Source organism: Rahnella sp. CG8 (assembly GCF_023701875.1).
Taxonomy (GTDB): domain Bacteria; phylum Pseudomonadota; class Gammaproteobacteria; order Enterobacterales; family Enterobacteriaceae; genus Rahnella; species Rahnella aceris.
In genome coordinates, this window is record NZ_JABAED010000022.1 from 56,729 (window position 1) to 79,141 (window position 22,413).

The 22,413-nt window shown below is 56.0% G+C and carries 17 protein-coding genes; 4 read left to right on the plus strand and 13 right to left on the minus strand.

Annotation, left to right across the window (positions count from 1 at the left end; translation table 11 throughout):
• Positions 1-84: 84 nt before the first annotated feature.
• From HGO41_RS18985 to HGO41_RS19015, 7 genes are all read right to left on the minus strand, one after another.
• Complete coding sequence (locus HGO41_RS18985; RefSeq protein ID WP_134707037.1) at positions 85-3,216, minus strand: efflux RND transporter permease subunit; 3,132 nt, start codon at positions 3,214-3,216, stop codon at positions 85-87.
• On the minus strand, positions 3,213-4,457 hold the full coding sequence (locus HGO41_RS18990; protein WP_250981310.1) for an efflux RND transporter periplasmic adaptor subunit: 1,245 nt from the start codon (positions 4,455-4,457) through the stop codon (positions 3,213-3,215). Before HGO41_RS18990 ends, HGO41_RS18985 begins: the two co-directional genes overlap by 4 nt.
• Positions 4,457-5,710 (minus strand): TolC family protein, encoded by a 1,254-nt coding sequence (locus HGO41_RS18995; RefSeq protein ID WP_119261566.1) that lies wholly within the window; start codon positions 5,708-5,710, stop codon positions 4,457-4,459. The genes HGO41_RS18990 and HGO41_RS18995 overlap by 1 nt, the downstream gene beginning before the upstream one ends.
• Before the next feature lie 14 nt (positions 5,711-5,724).
• On the minus strand, positions 5,725-6,060 hold the full coding sequence (locus HGO41_RS19000) for a copper-binding protein (protein ID WP_112151882.1): 336 nt from the start codon (positions 6,058-6,060) through the stop codon (positions 5,725-5,727).
• A gap of 102 nt (positions 6,061-6,162) precedes the next feature.
• Entirely contained in the window at positions 6,163-6,582 is a 420-nt protein-coding gene (locus HGO41_RS19005; protein ID WP_015689866.1) for a hypothetical protein, read from the minus strand.
• A gap of 177 nt (positions 6,583-6,759) precedes the next feature.
• Complete coding sequence (gene corA, locus HGO41_RS19010) at positions 6,760-7,767, minus strand: magnesium/cobalt transporter CorA (RefSeq protein WP_013575270.1); 1,008 nt, start codon at positions 7,765-7,767, stop codon at positions 6,760-6,762.
• Positions 7,768-7,885: 118 nt separating this feature from the next.
• Positions 7,886-8,719, minus strand: coding sequence for an oxidoreductase (locus HGO41_RS19015; RefSeq protein WP_013575271.1), 834 nt, complete (start codon positions 8,717-8,719; stop codon positions 7,886-7,888).
• 163 nt (positions 8,720-8,882) lie between these two features.
• Here HGO41_RS19015 and HGO41_RS19020 point away from each other — a divergent pair, with 163 nt between their 5' ends.
• Positions 8,883-9,824 carry an AraC family transcriptional regulator gene (locus HGO41_RS19020; RefSeq protein WP_119261567.1) on the plus strand — a complete coding sequence of 314 codons (942 nt, stop codon included), beginning with the start codon at positions 8,883-8,885 and terminating at the stop codon, positions 9,822-9,824.
• Positions 9,825-9,831: 7 nt separating this feature from the next.
• Here the strand turns inward: HGO41_RS19020 and HGO41_RS19025 are convergent, their stop codons facing one another.
• The 3 genes from HGO41_RS19025 to HGO41_RS19035 are packed head-to-tail and all read right to left on the minus strand — an operon-like array spanning position 9,832 to position 14,253.
• Complete coding sequence (locus HGO41_RS19025) at positions 9,832-11,514, minus strand: efflux transporter outer membrane subunit (protein WP_250981311.1); 1,683 nt, start codon at positions 11,512-11,514, stop codon at positions 9,832-9,834.
• The gene (locus tag HGO41_RS19030) at positions 11,498-13,066 is read right to left on the minus strand and encodes a DHA2 family efflux MFS transporter permease subunit (protein ID WP_013575274.1); all 1,569 of its coding nucleotides are present in this window, start codon (positions 13,064-13,066) and stop codon (positions 11,498-11,500) included. The genes HGO41_RS19025 and HGO41_RS19030 overlap by 17 nt, the downstream gene beginning before the upstream one ends.
• Complete coding sequence (locus tag HGO41_RS19035) at positions 13,063-14,253, minus strand: HlyD family secretion protein (protein ID WP_013575275.1); 1,191 nt, start codon at positions 14,251-14,253, stop codon at positions 13,063-13,065. Before HGO41_RS19035 ends, HGO41_RS19030 begins: the two co-directional genes overlap by 4 nt.
• Before the next feature lie 279 nt (positions 14,254-14,532).
• Between HGO41_RS19035 and HGO41_RS19040 the strand changes: the two genes are divergently transcribed.
• Entirely contained in the window at positions 14,533-15,444 is a 912-nt protein-coding gene (locus tag HGO41_RS19040) for a cation diffusion facilitator family transporter (RefSeq protein ID WP_013575276.1), read from the plus strand.
• Positions 15,445-15,614: 170 nt separating this feature from the next.
• On the opposite strand, the gene phoA is transcribed toward HGO41_RS19040, so the two are convergent.
• The 3 genes from phoA to HGO41_RS19055 form a co-directional block, all read right to left on the minus strand.
• Positions 15,615-17,045 carry an alkaline phosphatase gene (phoA, locus tag HGO41_RS19045; protein ID WP_015689871.1) on the minus strand — a complete coding sequence of 477 codons (1,431 nt, stop codon included), beginning with the start codon at positions 17,043-17,045 and terminating at the stop codon, positions 15,615-15,617.
• Between the two features lie 790 nt (positions 17,046-17,835).
• Entirely contained in the window at positions 17,836-18,756 is a 921-nt protein-coding gene (locus HGO41_RS19050; protein WP_015689872.1) for a L,D-transpeptidase family protein, read from the minus strand.
• Positions 18,757-19,017: 261 nt separating this feature from the next.
• Complete coding sequence (locus HGO41_RS19055) at positions 19,018-20,571, minus strand: DHA2 family efflux MFS transporter permease subunit (protein ID WP_013575279.1); 1,554 nt, start codon at positions 20,569-20,571, stop codon at positions 19,018-19,020.
• An 81-nt stretch (positions 20,572-20,652) separates the two neighbouring features.
• Here HGO41_RS19055 and HGO41_RS19060 point away from each other — a divergent pair, with 81 nt between their 5' ends.
• Both HGO41_RS19060 and HGO41_RS19065 read left to right on the plus strand, forming a co-directional pair.
• The gene (locus HGO41_RS19060; protein WP_250981312.1) at positions 20,653-21,777 is read left to right on the plus strand and encodes an HlyD family secretion protein; all 1,125 of its coding nucleotides are present in this window, start codon (positions 20,653-20,655) and stop codon (positions 21,775-21,777) included.
• Positions 21,778-21,814: 37 nt separating this feature from the next.
• Entirely contained in the window at positions 21,815-22,405 is a 591-nt protein-coding gene (locus tag HGO41_RS19065; protein WP_250981313.1) for a TetR/AcrR family transcriptional regulator, read from the plus strand.
• The last annotated feature ends 8 nt before the right edge of the window (positions 22,406-22,413 follow it).

Sequence of the window (22,413 nt, forward strand, 5' to 3'; positions counted from 1 at the left end):
TCCCCCTTCGCAGGGGGAGGAGCCAGGACAAAACCCTAAGAATGATCCGTTCGGCTCCCCGCTGCGAAGAGGAGGGGCTTTCCCTTAAACTTTTTTATTCCTTCTCCGATGCATCAGCAAATACACCGCCGGAATCACCAGCATCGACAACAACGGGGCACTCACCATGCCGCCGATCATCGGCGCTGCAATACGCTGCATCACTTCTGAACCGGTTCCTCCGCCCCACATGATCGGCAGTAAACCCGCCATGATGGTGGCAACAGTCATGGCTTTTGGCCGGACGCGCAACACCGCACCGTGGTGAATGGCGTCGCACAGTTCTGCCTCACTCATATCCCCGCCGGCTTTTTGCTGACGTTGCACCGCCTGATTCAGATACAGCACCATGATCACCCCGAACTCGGCGGCAACCCCGGCCAGGGCGATAAACCCGACGGCGGCGGCGACCGACAGATTGAAACTCAGCAGGTACAACAGCCAGACGCCACCGGTCAGGGCAAACGGCAGTGTCGCCATGATCAGCAGGGCGTCGCGCACGCTGCTGAACGTCACGTATAACAGGACGAAGATGATCAAAAGTGTCACCGGTAGCACGATTTTCAGTTTTGCCGTGGCGCGTTCAAGATACTCGAATTGCCCCGACCAACTGACCGTCACCCCTTCCGGCAATTTTACCTGCTGGCTGACCGCCTGTTGCATGTCTTCGACGGCAGATTTCAAATCTCGTCCGCGCAAATCCACATAGATCCAGTCTGAAAGACGGGCATTCTCACTTTTCAGCATCGGCGGGCCATCGGTGACGTTGACGGATGCCAGCGCCGACAGCGGCACCTGTGCGCCGGAGGCGGTCAGCACCGGTAAATCCCGCAGCGCCTGCACGTTGTCGCGCAGCTCACGCGGATAACGCAGGTTGATGGGATAACGCTCGCGGCCTTCCAGCGTTTCGCCGATATTTTCCCCGCCGACCAGCGTTGAGACCAGCGACTGTAATTCAGCCACCGTGACACCGTAACGTGCCGCTTCACGCCGGTTAATATCAATATCGACGTAACGACCACCTTCCAGCCTTTCGGCCAGTGCCGAGGTCACGCCCGGCACCTGTTTCACGATATGCTCGATCTGCTGGGCGATCTGCTCGATTTGTGCAACGTTATTGCCGTTCACCTTGATGCCCACCGGGCTTTTGATGCCGGTGGCCAGCATGTCGAGACGGTTGCGGATAGGCGGCACCCAGACGTTGGCGATGCCGGGCAATTTCACCGCGTTGTCGAGTTCTGTCACCAGTTTGTCCGGCGTCATGCCCGGTCGCCACTGGTCCCTCGGTTTAAAGCGGATGGTCGTTTCGATCATGGTCAGCGGCGCCGGGTCAGTGGCGCTGTCGGCGCGTCCGGCCTTGCCAAATACACTGGCGACTTCGGGCACAGTTTTGATTAACCGATCCGTCTGCTGCAACAACCGTGCGGCTTCGCGGGCTGAAATCCCCGGCAGCGTCGACGGCATATACAGCAGGTCGCCTTCATCGAGCGGCGGCATAAATTCACTGCCCAGTTTTGCCAGCGGATACAGAGACACCAGCAGGAACAGGCCGCTGAATAACAGCGTGGTTTTCGGACGTTTCAGCACGGCAGAAAGCACCGGCTGGTAGGCGGCAATCAACCAGCGGTTGATCGGGCTGGCGTTTTCATCAGGAATTTTGCCACGAATAAAATAGCCCATCAGCACCGGCACCAGGGTGATGCCCAGCCCGGCAGACACCGCCATCGCGTAGGTTTTGGTGAATGCCAGCGGGGAGAACATCCGGCCTTCCTGTGCTTCCAGCGAAAACACCGGAATAAACGACAGGGTGATGATCAGCAAACTGCAAAACAGCGCCGGACCCACTTCCGTGGCGGCACGCTCAGACACCTTCCAGTAATCCGCCGACGCAGGCTGCTGGCCGGGATGATCGTGCCGCCATTGCTCCAGCACCTTATGCATATTCTCGATCATCACAATCGCCGCATCGACCATGGCGCCGATGGCAATCGCGATACCGCCGAGCGACATAATATTGGCGCTGACCCCCTGATAATGCATGACGATAAACGCGCCGAGAATACCGAGCGGCAGGGTGATGATCGCCACCAGCGCCGAGCGGAAATGGAACAGAAACAGCGCGCAGACCACCGCGACTACCGCGAATTCCTCCAGCAGTTTATGCGACAGCGTTTCGACGGCGTTTTCAATCAGCGGCTGGCGATCGTAGACCGGCACGATTTCAACCCCCGCAGGCAGCGTGCGGGCGAGGGCATGTAGCCGCTCTTTCACCGCCTTCAGGGTTTCCAGTGCATTTTTACCCGAGCGCATAACAATCACGCCGCCCGCCACTTCGCCTTCACCGTTAAGTTCCGCCACGCCGCGCCGCAGTTCAGGGCCGGTGCGGACGGTGGCGACATCCGCCAGCAGCACCGGAATACCGCTGTTGACTGTCACGACCACATTGTTGAAATCATCCAGACTTTTCAGATAGCCGGAGGTGCGCACCATGTATTCGGCCTCGCCCATTTCCAGCAGCGAGCCACTGCTTTCCTGATTAGCGTTTTGCAGCGCGGTCACCAGTTGCTGATGTGTCACGCCCCGGGCGCGCATCCGTTGCGGATCGGCCACCACCTGATACTGACGCACCATGCCGCCGATGCTGGCGACCTCAGAGACATTCGGTACGGTTTTCAGGTCATAACGCAGCGTCCAGTCCTGCAGGGCACGGAGTTGTTCGAGGCTGTGTTTGCCGGTTTTGTCGATCAGCGCGTATTCATAGATCCAGCCGACGCCGGTGGCATCCGGTCCCAGCGAGGCTTTGGCTCCGGCGGGCAGTGAGGATTGAACCTGACTCAGGTATTCCAGCACGCGGGAGCGCGCCCAGTAAGGATCGGTACCATCATCGAACAACACATAAACATAGGCATCACCGAACATCGAAAAGCCGCGCACGGTTTTCGCGCCGGGCACTGACAGCAGGGTGGTGGTCAGCGGATAGGTCACCTGATCTTCGATGATTTGCGGTGCCTTGCCCGGATAACTCACGCGCACGATCACCTGCACATCGGAGAGATCCGGCAGGGCGTCGAGCGGCGCTTTCTGCAATGACCAGATGCCCCAGCCCGCCATCATCAGCGCGGCGAGTAACACCAGCAGCCGGTTCTTCAGCGACCAGCGGATCACAGCGGCAATCATAAATCACCTCCGTGCTGGTGCGCGTCCGGCGCGGGGGCGTCGGTGGCAGGCAGTGCGCTGCGCAGGCTGGCTTCGGAGTCGATCAGGAATTGTCCGGAGGTGACAACCGACTGACCTTCTTCCAGGCCTGAAAGTACCTGCGTCCAGCCATCACGCGTTACGCCGATGGTGACCTTCTGCGGGGTGAAATGTCCGTTGCCGTCGTCGAGCAGCACGGTATTGCGGCTGCCGGTCTGGATCAGCGCTTCCTGCGCAATGGCCAGAACCGCCGTCTGCGCACTGACATCTGGCGATAAATTCAGGTACATGCCGGGACGCAGTTTTTCCTGCGGATTATCAATCACCACGCGGGCTTTCAGCGTACGGCTGACGGCATCCACATCCGGCAGCAATTCGCTGACCGTACCGTGAAATACCTCGCCCGGCTGACTGTCGGCACTGGCCGTAATTTTGCCGCCGATCTGGATCTGACTGGCGGCAGAAGGCGGATAATCCATCACAATCCAAACCTGTTTCAGACTGGTCAGTTCGAACAGCGGCTGTGTGGCGCTGACCTGCGCCCCTTCACGCACGGAAAGCAGGCTGATATAACCGTCTTCCGGCGCGACCACGTCGATGCGGGTTTGCGGCTGACCGGTTTTATCGACGCGGCGCAGAATGTCTTCCGGCATAAACTGCAAAGCCAGCCGCTGACGGGCGGCGGCAGTCAGGCTGCGGTCGCCAAGCTGACGCACGGCCAGATATTCCTGCTGCGCGGCGGTCCAGTCGGGGATCCACAGTGTGGCCAGTTTCTGACCTTTTTTCACAGACTGCTGGCTGGCAGCGACGTAAAGTTTTTCGACTAAACCATTCGCACGCGCGGCGACCGTGCGCAGGCTGCGTTCATCGGCGCTGACCGTGCCATACACATTAAGCGGTGCGGAAATCATCCGTCGCTGTACCTTTTCACTGCGCATACCGAGATTTTGCTGCTGACGGGCGCTGACCGTCACACCGCCGTCATCCGTGGCTTCATCGGCGTAACGCGGCATCAGATCCATATCCATAAAGGGCGATTTGCCCGGTTTATCGAAACGCTGGCCGGGCGTCATCGGGTCATACCAGTACAGCACTTTGCGTTCGGCCGGAGCAGCAGAAGCCTGCGTTTGCGCCGCAGGGCTGTGACGGCCAGCCACGTAACCGGCGGCGAGTGCGGCCATGATGGCGACGGCCAGCAGGCTGTAAGTTTTAGCGGAAGTCATTAATGAATCTCCTGGGGGGCCAGATAGCGCAGGGCGACCCAATAGCGGGCCACTTCCAGCCCGGCATTGCGTTCGGAAATCTGGCTGTCGATCAGGTTGCGGCGGGCGTCGAGAACGTCATTCAGGCTGCTTTTTCCGGCGCGATACTGTGCCTGAATCACGCTGATGCGTTGCTGTTGCAGGGGAATAACGTTGTTTTTTTGCCGCTGCCATAACGTGGTGGCGGCCTGATATTGCGCCAGCAAACTGGTCAGTTGCGCCTGATGGTCGCGCATCAGTTGCGCCAGCCGGTCATTGCTTTCCATTGCCATCGACTGATCGGCGGCGTGATCTTTATCCTGACGCGAAGCGGTAAACAGCGGCAGATCGACGGTAAACATCACCCCTGCCAGATCTTCATAACTGTCGGCACGATGGGCGTAATAGACTTCCACGCCGACATCCGGCAGCGCCGCAATGGCCGACTGGGAAGATTTCGCCTGCGCCACATCGGCTTCACGCCGAGCCTGAATAATTTCAGGATGTTGTTCGACACTTGTCGCCTGTAATGCCTGTGGAGGAAGTTCGGTGAAAGGCGGAATGGCACCGTTAATTTCAGGCTGATCGATGCCGGTCAGCTGGCTTAAGCGGGTGCGCGCCAGTTGAACATCCCGTTCGGCTTCGGTCAGTTTGTCTTGCATGCTGATGAGCGTCAGGTGCGCGTCCAGCACCGAGGCGGGCAGCGAACTGCCGCTGCTGACACCGCCCCGCTGAACCCCAATCTGGCGCTGACTTTCGTCCACCAGTTTTTGTAATTGCGAGACGGTTTGCCCGCCGATGGCCAGTTCCATCCAGGCCAGCGCCGCATCGCGTTGCAAACGTGCCCGGATACTCTGGCGGGTAGCCGCCACTTCCCGGGATTCTGCACGCAGCGTGTCGGCTTTGCGCTGGCGCTTATCGCTGCTGATGTAATCCTGCATGATGCCGATACGTTCCATCGTCATCCCTTCACGGGTAAACCGGTCGGTGTTGCCGCCGCTGACCGGCAGGTTTTCGATACCGAATTTCAGCTTCGGATCCGGCAGTTGCATGGCCGAATCGGCACGGTTATCCAGCGCATTGATCTGGTGACGACTGGCAGAAAGCTCGGCGGAATAATCCTGTGCAGCGACCAGCGCCTGCGGCAGGGTAACGGGTGTGGCAAACGCGCTGACTGGCACAAAAGCCAGCAGCCATTGCCACGTCATCCGGTGATGGCGCGGTAAAGTCAACATGGTGAATCTCCCGGTCAGCGTTTCAGCGGTGTCAGTGTCTGTAACTGATAAGCGGACTCAGTTTTGACAAAGCTAAAGGTGACCGGCGTACCGGCGGGCAGGGAGTTGGCGGCGATCTCCGGCGGCAGACGGAAATTCATGGTCATGGCCGGCCATTTCAGCGCAGGAATGGCGTGATGGGAAATCCCCACGCGATCAGACTGCCACTGAGTGATCACGCCTTCGGATTCATAGGCCTGCATATTATGCTGCATCGCCATAGCATCGTGATTCATTGGCATAGCATCGGCAAAAGAATAAGCTGAAATAAAGAAAAGACTTGCGGTAAATACATTTAAAATTGCACGCATGGGAAATACTCCAATACTGTCATTAGATAAAAACTGGCCATTAATCTGGCAAAACAATTTCATTTAATATTGAGTGCGGAAAAACACTCAGGACAGCAGGGGCTATTCTCTGTATCGGCAGAACTGAACTTCAGCGGGAGGCGGAGTGACGGTTGGCGCAATCCAGTCCGCGGTGGTGACCGCTGTGCTGGCATCGACGGTGAGCATGGCTAATGCCGGAGCGACGGGCAATGCCACCAGTGGCACGGAACCACTGTCAGACTGGGTTCTTTCAGGGGCACAGTGCTTCTCACACAACAGCGACTGACTCTGCATGTGCTCTGGAGAATCAGGCATTTGCATGGTGATGTTATGTGCCATGGCGGTGTTTTCCACCGGCGGGCGCATATCGCACTGATGGCTGGCGAGCGCCAGTTGGGCATTCAGGACAAGCCAGCATAACGCGAACAGCAACACACTGACCCGCTTGCCGGGCAAGCGCAGCGAATGCATGAACTGTGAAATCGCGAAACGAACTGACATGATGAATATTATTTCCGTAAGGAAGATGCGACCGAGTATATAAGGAAATAAGGCGAAGAGGAAAGGACAAACAGAATAAGTCAGGATTAAAATTGTCAGGATAATTAAAGAACGCGAATAACAGCGGTTTCTGTTATTCGCATGTTAATTAACGTGTGTTTTCAGGTGATAATTAACTTACAGCCAGCCTGATTTTTTAAGCTTCCAGTATAACCACACACAACCGGCGACAGTGACGCCCAGCGTTACCGGATATCCCCACCAGTCATCCAGCTCCGGCATGTTTTTGAAGTTCATGCCGTACAGACTGAAAATCACTGTCGGGATCGCCAGAATCGCGCCCCAGCCCGCCAGTCGCTGTACCACTTCGTTCTGATGCACCGACACCAGCGCCAGATTCACATGCATGGCGTTCGACAGCATTTCGCGCACATCGTCCGTCGTGCGGATCACCTGATTAGCGTGGTCCTGCACATCACGCACATAAGCCCGCAGGCTCTTAGGCATCAGTTCTTCGTAGTGATGGCTGAGCTGATTACAGATATCTTCCATCGGTACCGCGGCGTTGCGCAGCGAGAGCAGATCCCGCCGCAGACTATAAACCTGCTGCACCGCCTGCTGATTAAAGGTGTTGCGGAACATCAGTTTTTCGATGGCATCAAACTGTTCGGTGTACTGATGCAGGATTTCCAGATAGTTATCCACGATGGAATCGAGTACGCAATACAGTGCATAAGCTGGCCCTTTACTCAACATTTCCGGGCGTTCTTCGGCGTGTTTACGGATTTCTTTATAGCTGGATGACGCACCGTGACGCACGGTGATCAGAAAGTTTTTGCCGAGAAACAGGTGTGTTTCGCCGTACTCGATGGTTTCATTCACTTTCTGCGCAGTGTGCGTAACGATAAACAGCGATTCGCCGTACTGCTCAATTTTCGGTCGCTGATGGGCGGTCAGTGCATCTTCAATCGCCAGGTCATGCAGACCGAATTCTTCCTGAATGCTGCGCATATAGGCATCTTCCGGCTGCCACAGTCCGAGCCAGACAAAGGTATCGGGCTCTTTCAGGACTTCGCTGATGTCTTCGACCGTCACATCCTGCAATCGTTTACCGTCGCGGTAAGCCACGCTGTTAATCACTGAATCACAGCTGGGTTTTTTATCTTCGTTGGAAATGGAATTCATTGTTTTACCCGATTGTTATTCAGACGAAAATCCTGCCCGCAGGCAGGACGATTTCAGTGTCTGAACAGAATAGCGCAGTCTCCGGGAAATGCGCTGACGGGATCTTTAAAAGAATGTTTCAGCCATCGGCAGACCGGCTGACCGTTTCCCAGATATCGATATCCTCACGCATTTGTTGCATCTTTTCCCTGACAAATTTAACGGCGTCACTGCCGAGTAACAGCGAGGCTGGCGGCTCAGGCGCATCGAGCAACTGCAACATCGCTTGTGCGGCTTTTAGCGGGTCGCCCGGCTGATGACCGCTGCGTTTTTCCCGCGTTTCCCGCACGGGGTCGAAACTGGCATCGTAATCACTGATGGCACGCGGTGAGCGCACCATCGAACGTCCCGCCCAGTCGGTACGAAAAGACCCGGGCTGAATGGCCGTGACGGCAATATTGAACGGTTTGAGTTCTTTGGTCAGTGTTTCAGAGATCCCCTGCAAGGCGAATTTACTGCCGCAGTAATAGCTGATGCCCGGCATTGTAATAAAGCCTCCCATCGACGTGATGTTAAGAATATGTCCACCGCGGCGCTGACGAAAATACGGCAGGAAGGCTTTGATGACCGCAACCGCGCCAAAAACATTGACGTCAAACTGATGCAGCGCCTCGCTTAACGGCGACTCTTCCATAATACCTTCATGCCCGTAACCGGCATTGTTGACCAGCACGTCAACGGCGCCGATTTCCTGTTCCACGGCAGCCGCAAGCGGGGCGATGGCCTCGAAATCAGTGACATCCAGCATGCGACCAAAACTTCGGCCGGGGACCAGCGCGTCAAATTCTGCGCAGGCTTGTGCATTACGCAGCGTGCCGACCACGCGATGTCCTGCTTTCAGGGCTTCTTCTGCCAGCGCACGGCCAAATCCGCTGCTGACGCCGGTGATGAATAGTAATTTTGACTGACTCATACAAACTCCTCAGTAAAAAGCGGACTTGCAGAATAGGGGGGACAACAGCAAATCCGTAGCCCCGATCCTCTCTGATGTTTGCCTGTTCCTCTGAGGCGTCTGGACGCGACTGATTCCCGGTGCGACACTTCATTCACTTTCCGCTGCATATTTTCAGGTTCATATGACGTTTCCATCTTTGACAGTGACTGAGCAAATGATCGTGCTTTTGGACCAGCTTACGCCCCATGAAGGCTACAACCTGACGACGCTGGCAGATGTGCGTTTTTTACGTTCAAACCGTCCGCTGCTGCGCACGCCGGTTTTGTATGAGCCGGGGATCGTGATTGTGGTGCAGGGGAGAAAACGCGGATTCTTAGGTAATGATGTCTATTTGTATGATGCACAGCATTATCTGACCGTATCGGTGCCGGTGCCTTTCACCATGGAAACTGACGCCACCGCCAGTGAACCGATGCTGGCAATTTACCTGCGGCTCGATTTCAGTCTGGCGGCTGAACTGATGTTGCAGCTCGATGCTTATGACGCCCCGCAGCCGGAATCGCCGAAAAGTATGGTGTCGAGCCTGATGGATGACGCGATGCGGGCTTGCGTATTACGTTTTTTGCAGGTGATGGCATCTCCGCTGGATGCAAAAATTCTGGGCAGGGCGATGATGCGTGAGTTGTATTACCGCGTTCTGACCGGTGCTCAGGGCGGCACGCTGCGCAGCGCACTGACCCTGCAAGGGCAATTTGGCAAAGTGGTAAAAGCCCTGCGAAAACTGCACGCAGAATACCACTCGCATCTGGATGTGAATGCGCTGGCAAAAGAAGCGGGGATGAGCCTGCCGACGTTTCACAGTCACTTTAAAACCGTCACTGATACGTCGCCGATGCAGTATCTCAAGTCCACCCGTTTGCATCAGGCCAGATTACTGATGTTGCGCAATAACCTGACCGCCTCGGCGGCCAGCGCGCAGGTGGGCTATGAAAGTGTGTCGCAGTTCAGCCGCGAATTTAAACGCTTATTCGGGCTGACGCCGGTGAGAGAAGTGGCGCGGATGAGGCAGAATTTTTCATTGCCTGCCCCGTCCACGCCGTCGGATTTTATCTCTTCACATTAATAAGGCGTTACGGTGTCACGCCAGACGTGGTTTGTACCTTCACATCCGGCGTGGCTGCCGGACCAAAGACGGTGTAGGTCGGCAAATCGACGTTCTGATACGGCTCCCAGCCGCCGCCTAACGCTTTATACAGCGAGACCAGATCGGTGCTGGTTTTCACTTTCGCTTCAGCGGATTGCTGATGCGCCTGTGCCAGCTGGCGCTGGGCATCAAGCACGTTGATAAAGGTAGAAAGCCCCTGGCGGTAGCTGTCGCTCGCCAGATCAAACGCGGTCTGTAGCGCTTCGGTCGTCTGGTCTAAACCGCTGACCTGATCCTGATCGGTGCGGTAATTCACCAGCGCATTATCGACATCCTGCAACGCAGTCAGCACGGTCTGGCGATAATTCAGCGCCGCATTCGCCTGTTGCGCACGGGAAAGATGCACGCTGGAGACCAGACGTCCGCCCTGAAAAATCGGCAGGGAAATCTGCGGGCCAAAGGAGTAGAAATGGCTGCTCCAGTTATCGAGATAACTGACGTCTGTGTTACGCATACCGAACTGGCCGGTGAGCGAAATACTCGGGAACATCTGCGCGACGGATACGCCAATATTGGCGGTTGCCGCGTGGAGATCAGCCTCGGCTTTGCGTACGTCCGGACGACGGCGTGCCAGCTGTGAAGGCACACCGACCGGCACGGCAGCGGGCAGGGCAGGCATCGGTTTAGGGGCAGAAAGTTCAGCATCCAGCGAGCCAGGCGTCTGACCGAGCAACACGGCCAGTCCGTTCATCGCCTGACGTTCCTGCGCCTGATATTGCGGCAACTGGGCGCGCAGGGAACCCAACTGTGCGCGGGCATTTTCGACATCAAGCTGCGGTGACAGCCCGTTTTGCTGACGGTTTTGTGTCAGATCTAAGGTTTGCTGCGCGACATCGATTTGCGTCTGTATCGCCGCCGTTACGCTTTGCGCGCCACGCAGTTGCAGATAGGCACGGGCGACCTCAGCTTCCAGCGAAACTAATGCATCGTTGCGTTGTTCTATGGACGATTGCGTCTGGGCATTGGCGGCTTCGACCTGACGTCGTGTGCCGCCGAACAAATCCAGCTCCCAGCTGGCATCGAAATTGCCCTGATACAAATTCACCGGCCGCGTAGCCGTGTTGATCGCGCCGGAGGCTTCCGGTCCGAGATCGTCAAGTTGTTGCGAGGCGCCGCTGGAATCGAGAATACCTTTCAGACCGAGCTGCTGACGGGTCATTTTCGCGCTGCCCTGCACCGATGGCAGCCAGGCGCCTTCGGCCTGTTTCACCTGCTCGCGGGCACCGGCGATACGCAGTACTGCCTGTTGCAGGGAAATATTCCCGGCAATCGCACGGGTGATCAGGCTGTCGAGTTGCGGGTCATTAAAGGCTTTCCACCACAGCGGATTTGGCTCCGAGGGCAGGGCAATCGATGCGCCGTCTTTGTCTTTCGGCTGGGTCATATCGTTATAGGCCGAGGGTGTCACCGGATTCGGCTTCTGATAATCCGGGCCAACGGAGCACGCTGCTAATACCAGCGTTAATGTCGAGAGAGTCAGAAAACGGGTGCCTGAATGTAAAACCCCCTTCCGGCCCCGGCCTTCGCAGAGGGTGGAGCAGGACGGCATCACGGATGGCTGATTTCTCAGAGTAGAGCTTTTCTTGTTCAACTTAATGTGCTCCGGCATTACCTTCGCTCTTAACTGGCGAAAGCAGGAAACAAAACGGGATCAAAATAACGGCGACGATGGCGCAATAACCGAATACGTCGATGTAGGCCAGAATGCGCGATTGCGAAATCATCTCCTGATACATGCGCACGGTCGCCAGTTGCATCGGGTCGCCGACCACGTGGGCAAAATCACGGATCGCCTCAGCGCTTTTGCTCACCGCCTGATTAAACTGTTCATTGAGCGGCGACATGTTGTGCGCCATATGCGCACTGTGTGCCTGCGTTCGCTCGGTGACACCGGCTGTCGCCAGCGAAATACCAATCGACCCCGCGACGTTACGGAACATGGTAAACAGCGCGGCAGCGTCGGCGTTCATTTTTTGCGGGATGGTAATAAATGCGATAGTGGTCAGCGGCACAAACAGGAAACCGAGCCCTATAGACTGCGCGCTGCGGTACAGCACCAGCGTTTCAAAATCGACATCAGGTGTCAGCGTTGCCGAATAGATAAACGAGGCCGCCAGCAGGAAGAAACCGAAGGCAATGATGTAACGCGTTTGTACAACGGGCATCAGCTTCAGCACCAGCGGGATCGACAGCACGATCAGCACCGCGCCCGGCGACATCACCAGCCCCGAGAGTGTGGCGGTGTAACCCAGTTGCTGCTGCGCCAGTTGCGGAATGACCACCGAACTGCCATACAGAATCATCGCCATACCGGCCATCAGTAAACCGGCGACAGCAAAGTTTTTATCCTTCAGACAGCGCAGATCGACCACCGGTTTTTTGGCGTACAGCAACCAGTAAACCGCGCCGACAATCCCGGTGGCCGCCAGCACAGCAAAGGTGACAATAAAGCCGGACTGGAACCAGTCATCGTCTTCGCCGCGATCCATCATCACCTGTAAGCAGCCCAGACCCAGTGCAATCAGCCCGATACCGATGTAATCAATACTGAGTTTGCCTTTGGCCTTGCGCTCCCACGGCGGATCTTCCAGCAGCTGATAAATCGCCAGCAGGGCAATAATCCCGACCGGAATATTGATCAGGAATACCCAGCGCCAGCTGAAGTTATCCGTGATGTAACCGCCAAGTGTCGGGCCGACGACCGGCGCGACAATAATGGCAATCGATGAAAGGCCAAACGCTTTGCCGCGATCTTCCGGTTTAAAGTAATCCAGCAAAACCGATTGCTGGATCGGCTGCAAACCGCCGCCGAAAAAGCCCTGCAGGATGCGGAATAAGATCATCTGCCACAGTTCGGTGGCGATGCCGCACAGGAAGGAGCAAACGGTGAACATGCCGATACAGATCAGGAAGTAAGTTTTGCGGCCCATCACGCGGCTGAGAAACGCCGAAATCGGCAGCACGATACCGTTCGCCACCAGATAGGACGTCAGCACCCAGGTCGATTCGTCATAACTGGAAGATAATGAACCGGCGACGTGCGGCAGCGCCACGTTAACGATAGTGGTGTCCAGGATTTCCATGAACACCGCAATGGTCACGACGGCGGCAACTGCCCACGGATTGGCCTTGGGTTTCCAGTAGCTGCGATCTTCATTCATTCGACGGTCACCGTCGGTTCGACAGACAGACCCAGCGGCAGAGGGTGATTCTCATCAAGACCGCTGTCGATGACGATTTTCACCGGCACGCGCTGAACGATTTTCACGTAGTTGCCGGTGGCGTTTTCAGCCGGGAAGGCCGAGAAGCGCGAACCGGTACCTTGTTGAATACTGTCAACGTGGCCGTGAAGTTTGATGTCCGGGAAGGCATCGACGGTAATTTCTACCTTGTTGCCGGGGCGCATGCGTTCGAGCTGCGATTCTTTGTAGTTTGCGGCGATCCAGATATCTTTCGAAACCACTGAGAACAGCGAGGTGCCAGCCTGAACCAGCGTACCGAGCTGCACATTACGCTTGGTGACGTAGCCGTCGAACGGTGCGCGCACCTGCGCATAGGAGAGGTTGAGCGTCGCCGTTTCCAGCTGAGCTTTCGCCTGTTCAACCTGTTGCTGACGAGCTTCGACGTTGGTTTCAGCCTGACGGATATTCAGCTGTACCTGCGCGGCAACCTGCACCTGCGCTTTGGCATTTTCCAGATCAGCGGCTGCAGAACGCACCTGCGCGTTGGACGTATCAATATTTTGTTGCGTGGTGGCACGCGGGTCTACGCCGCGCTGACGACGGAAATCGGCAGTGGCATTCAGCAAATTGGCTTCCGCCCGCGTCTGCTGGGCTTTCGCCTGAGCAAGCTGCGCCGGATATTGTACTTTCGCCAGATCGTATTGCGCCTGCGCCTGATGCAACTGCGCGACCGCCAGACCGAGCTGAGCCTGTGCCTGATCGCGCTGCGCGGTCGCGTCACGCGGATCGATTTCCACCAGTAAGTCGCCTTTCTTCACGAACTGGTTATCTTTCACCGCAAGATGAGTGACATAACCGGCAATTTTCGGCGCGATGGTGACGGCATCACCTTCGGTAAAGGCGTCATCGGTGCTGACCTGATCTTTGGTCATCAGCCACCAGACCAGTGCCACGACCACCATCACCACTACCACAATCCCGAGGATGATCAGGGGTTTCTTGCCGGGGCCTTTACGCTTTTCATCGTTATCCTGCTTACTGTCGTCGGGATTTTTCTGGTCTTTGGGATCCTGAGTGTGACCTCCTCCTGATTTTACCTGGCTGGAATCGAGTTCAGTATTGGCGTCGCCGGACGCGGAGGGCTGTGTCTTGTTATCGTTTGTCATAATGCTCTTCTGAATAGTGCTCTTCTGATTATCGGCCGCCACGCGCCGGAACAAAGAAATCTTGTTTTAAGCTAGAACGTATTGATGTAAATGCAAGTAAATCCATGTCAATTAACCTTAGGGAAAGCACAAAGATCCAAACCATAGGGAACGTCTTAAAAGTTGGAAATGGGTTATAATGCCGGGCTGGTATTTGTATTTTTCAAATAAAGTTGATTCTCTGCTTCAGGACATTTTTGTGAAACATTCCCAACAACAACCATTCTTGTGGGTCAACCCATGACCCGTCCCGCGCCTTCCTATAAAGGCCTGACACGTATTGCCTCGCTGGTGTCGCTGTGCGTCGCGCTGATCCTGGTTTGCGTCAAAGTCTGGGCATGGACCGCCACCGGTTCGATTGCGCTGCTGACCTCTGCTGCCGACGGTCTGGTCGATGTGCTGGCCTCGATGGTGACGCTGATCGGCGTGCGTTATGCCATCCGTCCGGCAGACAAAGGCCACCGTTACGGCCACGGCAAAGCCGAAGCTGTGGCCGCGTTTGTACAGGCGCTGTTACTGGGCGGCGCGGGGCTGGTGCTCGGCGGTGAATCCATCGGGCGCATCATTAATCCGGAACCCCTGGCGCAGCTCGGTCTTGGTATCTGGGTGATCATCGGCAGTTCGCTGGCCGCCACCGGGCTGGTGCTGATGCAAACCTATGTGGTGAAACGTACCGGATCAACGGCCATCGCGGCTGACCGCGCGCACTACATTACGGACGTCGCGGTGAATATTGCCGTACTGCTGGCGCTGATTTTCGAGCGTTACTTCGGCTGGACGCGTTCCGACTCCATCGGCGCGCTGTTGATTTCCTTCTATATGATCTGGAATGCGCGCGGTATGGCGGCAGATGCACTGACCCAGTTGCTTGATCGCGAACTGAGTGCAGATGACCGCAAGCGCGTGAAAGCGGCAGTATTAAGTGTTGAAGGCGTGCGCGGTGTACATGACATTCGCACCCGCAACGGCGGCGACCGCGTATTTGTCGAGTTTCACGTCGAGGTTGATGGCAATCTGACGGTGGATGTCGGGCACGATATCGGTGATGCGGCTGAAATGGCGGTGAGCAAGTTGTTTAAGTCTGCGGATGTGACGGCTCATCTGGAGCCGGACGGGATTGATGACGACAGACTGGATAATTTATTGCACTAAGGTCAAGGTTGTGGGTTTGCTCCCTCCTCTGCGAAGGGGAGGGTTGGGGTGGGGTATTAAATAAAAATCAAAGAGTTAAATTTTTTTAGTGTCAGTATTTACCCTTAAAACTCCCTCCCGTCCTCCCCCTTCGCCGGGGGAGGAGCAAAGCGAAACCCTCATTTTCAAAACTATTGCGCTTTAATCGCCATGGCATCCCGCATGGTATAGAACAAATCCGTCTGATCCGTCAGACCCACCACATTCGCCGCATGCGGGCCAAACGCGGCAATACGCAGTTGCGTCCCGGTGTGTCCCTGTGAATCATCTTCTGAGTTGCCGTAGCTGATGGTCATCGGTGCACCGTCCCTGGTGGTCAGCGTCTGGGTCAGACCGGGGGCTTTGGCATCGGATTCGATAATCTGGCTGGAATGGGCGTGGTCGGCGGTGACGATAACCAGCGTGTTGCCGTCCTGACGGGCGAACTCCAGCGCTTTTTGCACGGCCTCATCCAGATCCACCGTTTCACCGAATTGTCCGCACGGATTAGCGGCGTGATCCTGTTTATCAATCGATGCGCCTTCAACCTGCAGGAAGAAACCGTTCTGATTAGCTTTCAGCAAGTCGATGGCTTTTTCAGTCATGGCGGCAAGCGTCGGGATGTCAGCGGTGCGCTGCGGATTGGCTTCACAGGTGACAGCCGGTTTATCAATGTTGCCGTGATAAGTGGCTTTCGGACCCTGCCAGCGCACCGGCATGTTGCCTTCGGAGAACAGGCCAAGAACCGGTTTCTTCTGGTCTGCCTGCGTGATGGCACTGAGCTGTTCTGCGTTTTCCACCCAGACATAACCCTGTGTCAGCGCCTGTTCTTTGAGGGATTTATCCTTAAATTCACCGGCTTTCGCCAGCTGGCTGAACGATTTTCTGCCGCCGCCCAGCGTGACATCAGCGCGAGCCTGCAACAACTGTTCTGTGATCGAACCGCGTCCGCCATTTTCCAGCGCGTTGCTGGCGCATTTCTCTGCGGTTTCTTGCGGGCCGTAGCACTTGCGTGAGGTCACATGGGCAATCTGTGCGGCCGGCGTTGCATCCTGCAATTCTGCGGTGGAGACGTTGCCGGTGGCCTTGCCTGCGGCTTTGGCGATCTCAAGAATGGTCTGGTGATCTTTGCCGTTTACATCCACGCCAATCGCGCCATTATAGCTTTTAACACCGGTCGCCCAGGCGGTGGCTGATGCGGCGGAATCGGTCACGTAACTTGGTTTTTGCGTTTTCTTATCCAGAGAATAATGCGTGTACTGGCCGGTCAGCGGCAGGGCATCAATGCCTTTGAAATAGCCGCCTGCGCCTTCTGCATAGTTACGTGCAGACGTGATTTCAGAATCACCCATGCCGTCGCCAATCAGCAAAATCACGTTTTTCACCGTTTTGTCTGACAACGAGGCTTTCAGCGCTGCTGTCTGATCACCGCTCAGACGGCGGGCACCGCCCGGTTCCGTCAGCACGCCTTTTGCCGCCCGGTCGGTCAGCGTGTCGGTGTCAGCGGCGAGGGTGGAGGCAGAAGCGGAAAGCAGCAGGGCGGCAGTGACTGCGCGGGCGACCAGAGATACGGATTGTTGCATTATCAAAACTCCTTTTTATAAACCATTGGAAATAAAAATATACATATCGATATTTTTTGTTACCGGAAGGTTAAGGGAGACTTGTGACATTTTAATGACAGGCGCCGGACTGGCCGTGAGACTGGGGTTTAACTTTAACTTTAACTTCAACTTCAACTTCAAGGTCAAGACCTTGGGTTGCCACCCAAACTGGCCTTAAGAGGCGCCTATCGCCGCGCCTCTTAAGAATCTCCGGCTCTTTTACTGCGCGCTCCGCTCGCTGGCTATGTTTCAGGTAGCACGGCGACAGGCTGGAAATCTTGCCGCTTTGCGGTTCCTTCACTCGGTCCTAGAGCCTTTGGTCTCCAGGCCGCTCCGTTCAGCAAGCTTTCTGAATCGCCCGCGACTTTTTAAAGAATGAAGTAAGTGAGGTTGTGAAGTAAAAGCCTGAGGCCGGTTCCAAAATATCGCCTGAGGAGAGGTGGAAAACCGCGCGTCTTTTTGCGCGGGTTGTAACCCGAACGAAGGGAACCGTGCAGCGGCGGGATTTTGCGGCTATCACTGCGGCTGATGAAACATAGCCAGCGAGCGGAAGCGCTTGTTGAAAAAGCGAAGGGAGATCCAAGAGGGAAAAAGCACGTTTCCCTCTTGGGCGGTTTCGGCGCTGCCCGATAAGTGATCACCACAATTGAGAAACCGAAACTTTCTCGGTCAGCTTTTCAGTGCAACTGAGAAGCCGCCTTTGCATCGGCACTATGCAAAAAAAAGCCCCGATGAACGGGGCTTTTTCACAACAACGTCAAAGACGTAATTAGTTGATCTGTACCGGCATACCGGAACGCATCTCGATAGCGCGCTGAACAACAGTCTGGTTGACCGCCGGATCCATCGATACGCTGCTTGCGCTGCCTGCCAGAGTGATTGGCAGTGGCTGCTGAGAATCAAACTCTTCCTGGTTAGAGGACAGCGGGTTGTGGATCTCAATATAACGTTTGCCGTCTGGTTCCACGGTGGCTTTCACCGGCTCGTTGATGAACTGAACGCGGGTGCCTTGCGGGACGTTGTCGAACAACCATTTGATGTCAGCATCACGCAGACGCACACAACCGTGGCTCACACGCAAACCGATACCGAAATTGGCGTTGGTGCCGTGGACTGCATACAGACGCCCGACATACAGCGCGTACAGCCCCATCGGGTTGTCCGGACCCGCAGGGAAGACGGCTGGCAGGAATTCGCCACGAGAAGCATATTCTTCATGCATTTTCGCCGTCGGGGTCCAGGTCGGACCGGCTTTTTTACGCTGAACGGTAGTGACCCAGTTCATCGGGGTGTCTTTGCCCAGCTCACCGATACCGATCGGCAGCACGACCACAGTATTGGTGCCTTTCGGGTAGTAATACAGACGCATTTCAGCGCTGTTGATCACGATGCCTTCGTGCGGGGTTTCCGGCAGGATCAACTGCTGAGGAATGGTCAGCACGGTGCCCGGGGTTGGCAGGTACGGGTCAACGCCAGGGTTAGCTTCGAGCATGTTGCTCAAACCCATCTGGTATTGCGCTGCAAAATGTTCCAGTGGCAGGCTGCTGCCCTGCGGAACAGTAACTGTGATGTTTTCACCGACCAGACGACCATTATTGGCCGGAAGAGGGTAGACCACAGCAAAAGACGCCTGGCTATATGCAGCAACTGCCAAAACCAGGGTAAGGATTGCGCGAATGCTCATTTTCATATTTTCGTTGGTCGTTAATGCCACACTGGCAGTTGTCAGGATGTTGATTCCCCCCGATCCGATAGAAACCGGCCGGAGGAATAGTGTACTTGCACATAGCACTTGAAAGGGATCCGGTATGTGTAACGAATCGCATTTCAGGGCCGCTAATTATAAGGATTTATTTCAAACAGGCCAAAGCTTTCTCACCTTGTTAGAAAAGTTCCCTGCCACAACCGCATTTTTTGCGGCAGCCTGCACATTTCCTTCACATTCCTGACCTTATTTACGGCAAAACGGCACCATAACCAGTGCGGCAATAAACATCCAGGCCATGACCTGAAAGATGTCGTTGAACGCCAGCGTCAGCGATTGCGCGGCGACTTTCGCCCCAAACACGCCTTTCGCCATCAGCAATGCCTGAGCGGTATCAGGTGTCAGATGGCCGATTTTTTGTGCCAGCGATCCCATCACCTCCTGCGCATGATCCCCGTATTGCCCCAGCGATTCGCCGAAACGTGCCGCATGAACGCGGGTCCAGTCCTGCAACCAGGTATTCACCGTGGCAATGCCAATCGCGCCGCCGAGATTACGCATCAGGTTAAACAGCCCGGAGGCGTAGCGCAGTTCCGGCCCCTGAAACGCGGTCAGCGCCATGTTCACACTCGGCACGATGCACAACATAATGAACAGGCCGCGCACCACCTGCGGCCAGAAAAACTGTTCTGCTCCCCAGTAAGGGGTCACGGCGGTCGTCAGCCATAAACTCAGTGCGAAACCGGATAAACCCACGGTGATCAGTATCCGCCGGTCAACGCGGCTGATTAATCTGGCGGCAATAATCGTGCTGAAGAATTGCCCGACACCCACCACAAACACCGTTGTACCGATTTGCAGGCTGTTGAAATCGCGGATGCGGCCGAGGAAAACCGGCGTCAGATATGTAGAGGCATAAAGACCAAATCCAACCACCAGATTGAACAGGCAGGCGAAGGTGAATGTCGGGTCACGGAAGGGCGTCAGGCGTACGATCGGGTTTTTCGAATAAAAGGATCGTTCGAGAAACAGCACAAAGGCCACCAGTGAGAACCACGCCGAAATCTGGATTTGCGGATCGCTGAACCAGTTCTTGCGCGGGCCTTCTTCCAGCACATATTCCAGACAACCGAGCGCTATCGCCATCGACAATAAATGTATCCAGTCGATACGTTTAAGCATCGGATAATCCGCTTTATCCACATGAATAAACAGCACGGCACCGGTGGCAACCAGAGCGCCGGGCAGAATGTTGATGAAGAAAATCCAGCGCCAGTCGAGTAACTGCGTGACTATGCCACCCACAGTCGGCCCAAGTGTGGGGGCCAGCACGCTGACCATGCCGAGGATCGCCGGGATCAGCGCCTGCTGTTTGCCCTGAAACATGGCGAAGCCGGTCGCGAATACTGTCGGTACCATCGCGCCGCCGGTAAAACCCTGCAACGCGCGAAAGAAGATCATCGACTCGATATTCCACGACAATCCGCACCCGATGCTGCTGAGGGTGAACAGCGCCGCCGATGCGCTGAACAGCCAGCGGGTGGAAAGTGCCTGCGTCAGAAAAGCCGAGAACGGGATCATCACCAGTTCGGCGATCAGATACGAGGTTTGCACCCAGCTGATTTCATCCGGTCCGGCGGAAAGCCCGGCCTGCACATCGTTTAACGAGGCGGCGACAATCTGAATATCGATCAGCGCCAGAAACATACCGAACGCCATAATGCTGAAAATCAAAAACTTACGTGATGTCGGATAATCCGCAGGCGAAAGCGTCGCGGCTGGAGTCAGGGTGACAGACATGGCTATGAGATCCCGGGGACTTGTTTATATGATGGTCATCATATTAATATGATGACCATCATACAATGAGTGAAATTAAAAATGAGCGAAGTAACAGCAGATGAAGGGAGCCCGTCCCCGGCAGTAAAAGCCGCTAAACGGTCAAAGCGGATCTTTGTGGTCAGCGGTATTGCGCTGATGGTAGCCCTGAGTGGCGCGGCATGGTTACTGGCTGCGCCCGCGTCGGAATCCACGGATGATGCCTATCTGACGGCAGACACCACCAGCGTTGCGCCAAAAGTAAAAGGCTTCGTTTCGACGGTGCTGGTGCGTCATAACCAGCGGGTACATGCCGGCGATAAACTGGTGCTGATCGACAGCGAAGAGTTTACGGCTCGTCTGGCGTCTGCGCAGGGAGAACTTGAAGATGCCCGCGCGCAGGTGGCGCAACAGGAAGCGGCGTTGCTGAGCCAGCAGGCGCAGGAACAACTGGCACTCACCCAAATCGAAGCCGCGCGCACGGCGATCCGTTCGTCGCGTGCGGAACAGCAACATGCTGAAGCCGAGCAGCAGCGTTATCAGTCGCTGGCGGTCAGCGGTGCCACATCACGTAATGATGCCGACCGGTATAAAACGGTGGCGGTGACGGCAGAACAAACCTCGGCGCACGCCGCGGCGATGCTGGATGTTGCCCAAAATCAGGCGGCGGTGACACACGCCCGGCGGGCAGAAATTCAGGCGGCGCTGGCACTGGCGAAGGCCGCTGTGGTGAAAGCGCAGGCGGCACAAGCGCTGGCACAGCAGGATCTCAATCACACCACTATTGTTGCTGCCATCGATGGCATAGCGGGAAACCGGCAGGTACAGGTTGGCGATTACGTTACACCCGGTCAGCGGCTGATGACGCTGGTACCCGAACAGGGCATTTATGTGACGGCCAACTTCAAAGAGACGCAGACCGGCAGAATGCAGCCGGGACAACGTGCGGACGTGCATGTGGATGCGCTGCCGGGCGTGACGTTTCGCGGTGAAGTCGACAGCCTTGCGCCGGGATCAGGTTCGACGTTTGCATTGCTGCCATTTGAGCCGGGCACGGGTAATTTCACCAAAATTGTTCAGCGGGTGCCGGTGCGGATCCGGCTTGACGCTGGTCAGCCAGATTTAGCGGCGCTGCGCCCCGGATTATCCGTGGATGCGCGCGTTTCGTTAACCGATGCGGTCAGGTAAGCTATGACAGCAATTTTCTGATTATCAGGGTGTTATTATGCGCTATGAGAGTGAACATAAACCTAAAATCCGCGAGCGGATCCTGAAGGAGGCGGCGAAAGACATCCGTACCAAAGGGCCGTTGCAGGTCAGCGTGGCAGGTGTAATGAGCAAAGCTGGCCTGACGCACGGTGGGTTTTATGCGCACTTTGCCTCAAAAGAGGCACTGATTGAGGCCGCCATCGGGCAGATGTTTAATCAGGTTATGGTCCGCTGGGATAAAGAAAATCAGGGGCTGACGGCGCAGCAGCAACTGGCAGGGTATATCGATTTCTACCTGTCGCCCGGGCACCGCGATAACCGGGCGCAGGGCTGTCCGGTGTCGGCGCTGGCCTCTGAAACGCCACGCTTGTCCGCGCCCTGTCAGGCAGAGTTCGCGCGCGGCATCGAACGTATCCGTGGGATGATTATCCGCCAGCTGACAGAGATGGGCGTGGACGACCCGCAAACGCAGGCGATATCGGTCAGTGCGGAACTGATGGGCAGTTTGTCGCTGGCACGTTGTGAGCCTGATCGTGAGGTTTCAGATGCGTTGCTGGAAAGTGCGAAGAAAGCGCTGAAGGCGCGGCTGAATCTTGCAGAAGAATAAACCGTATC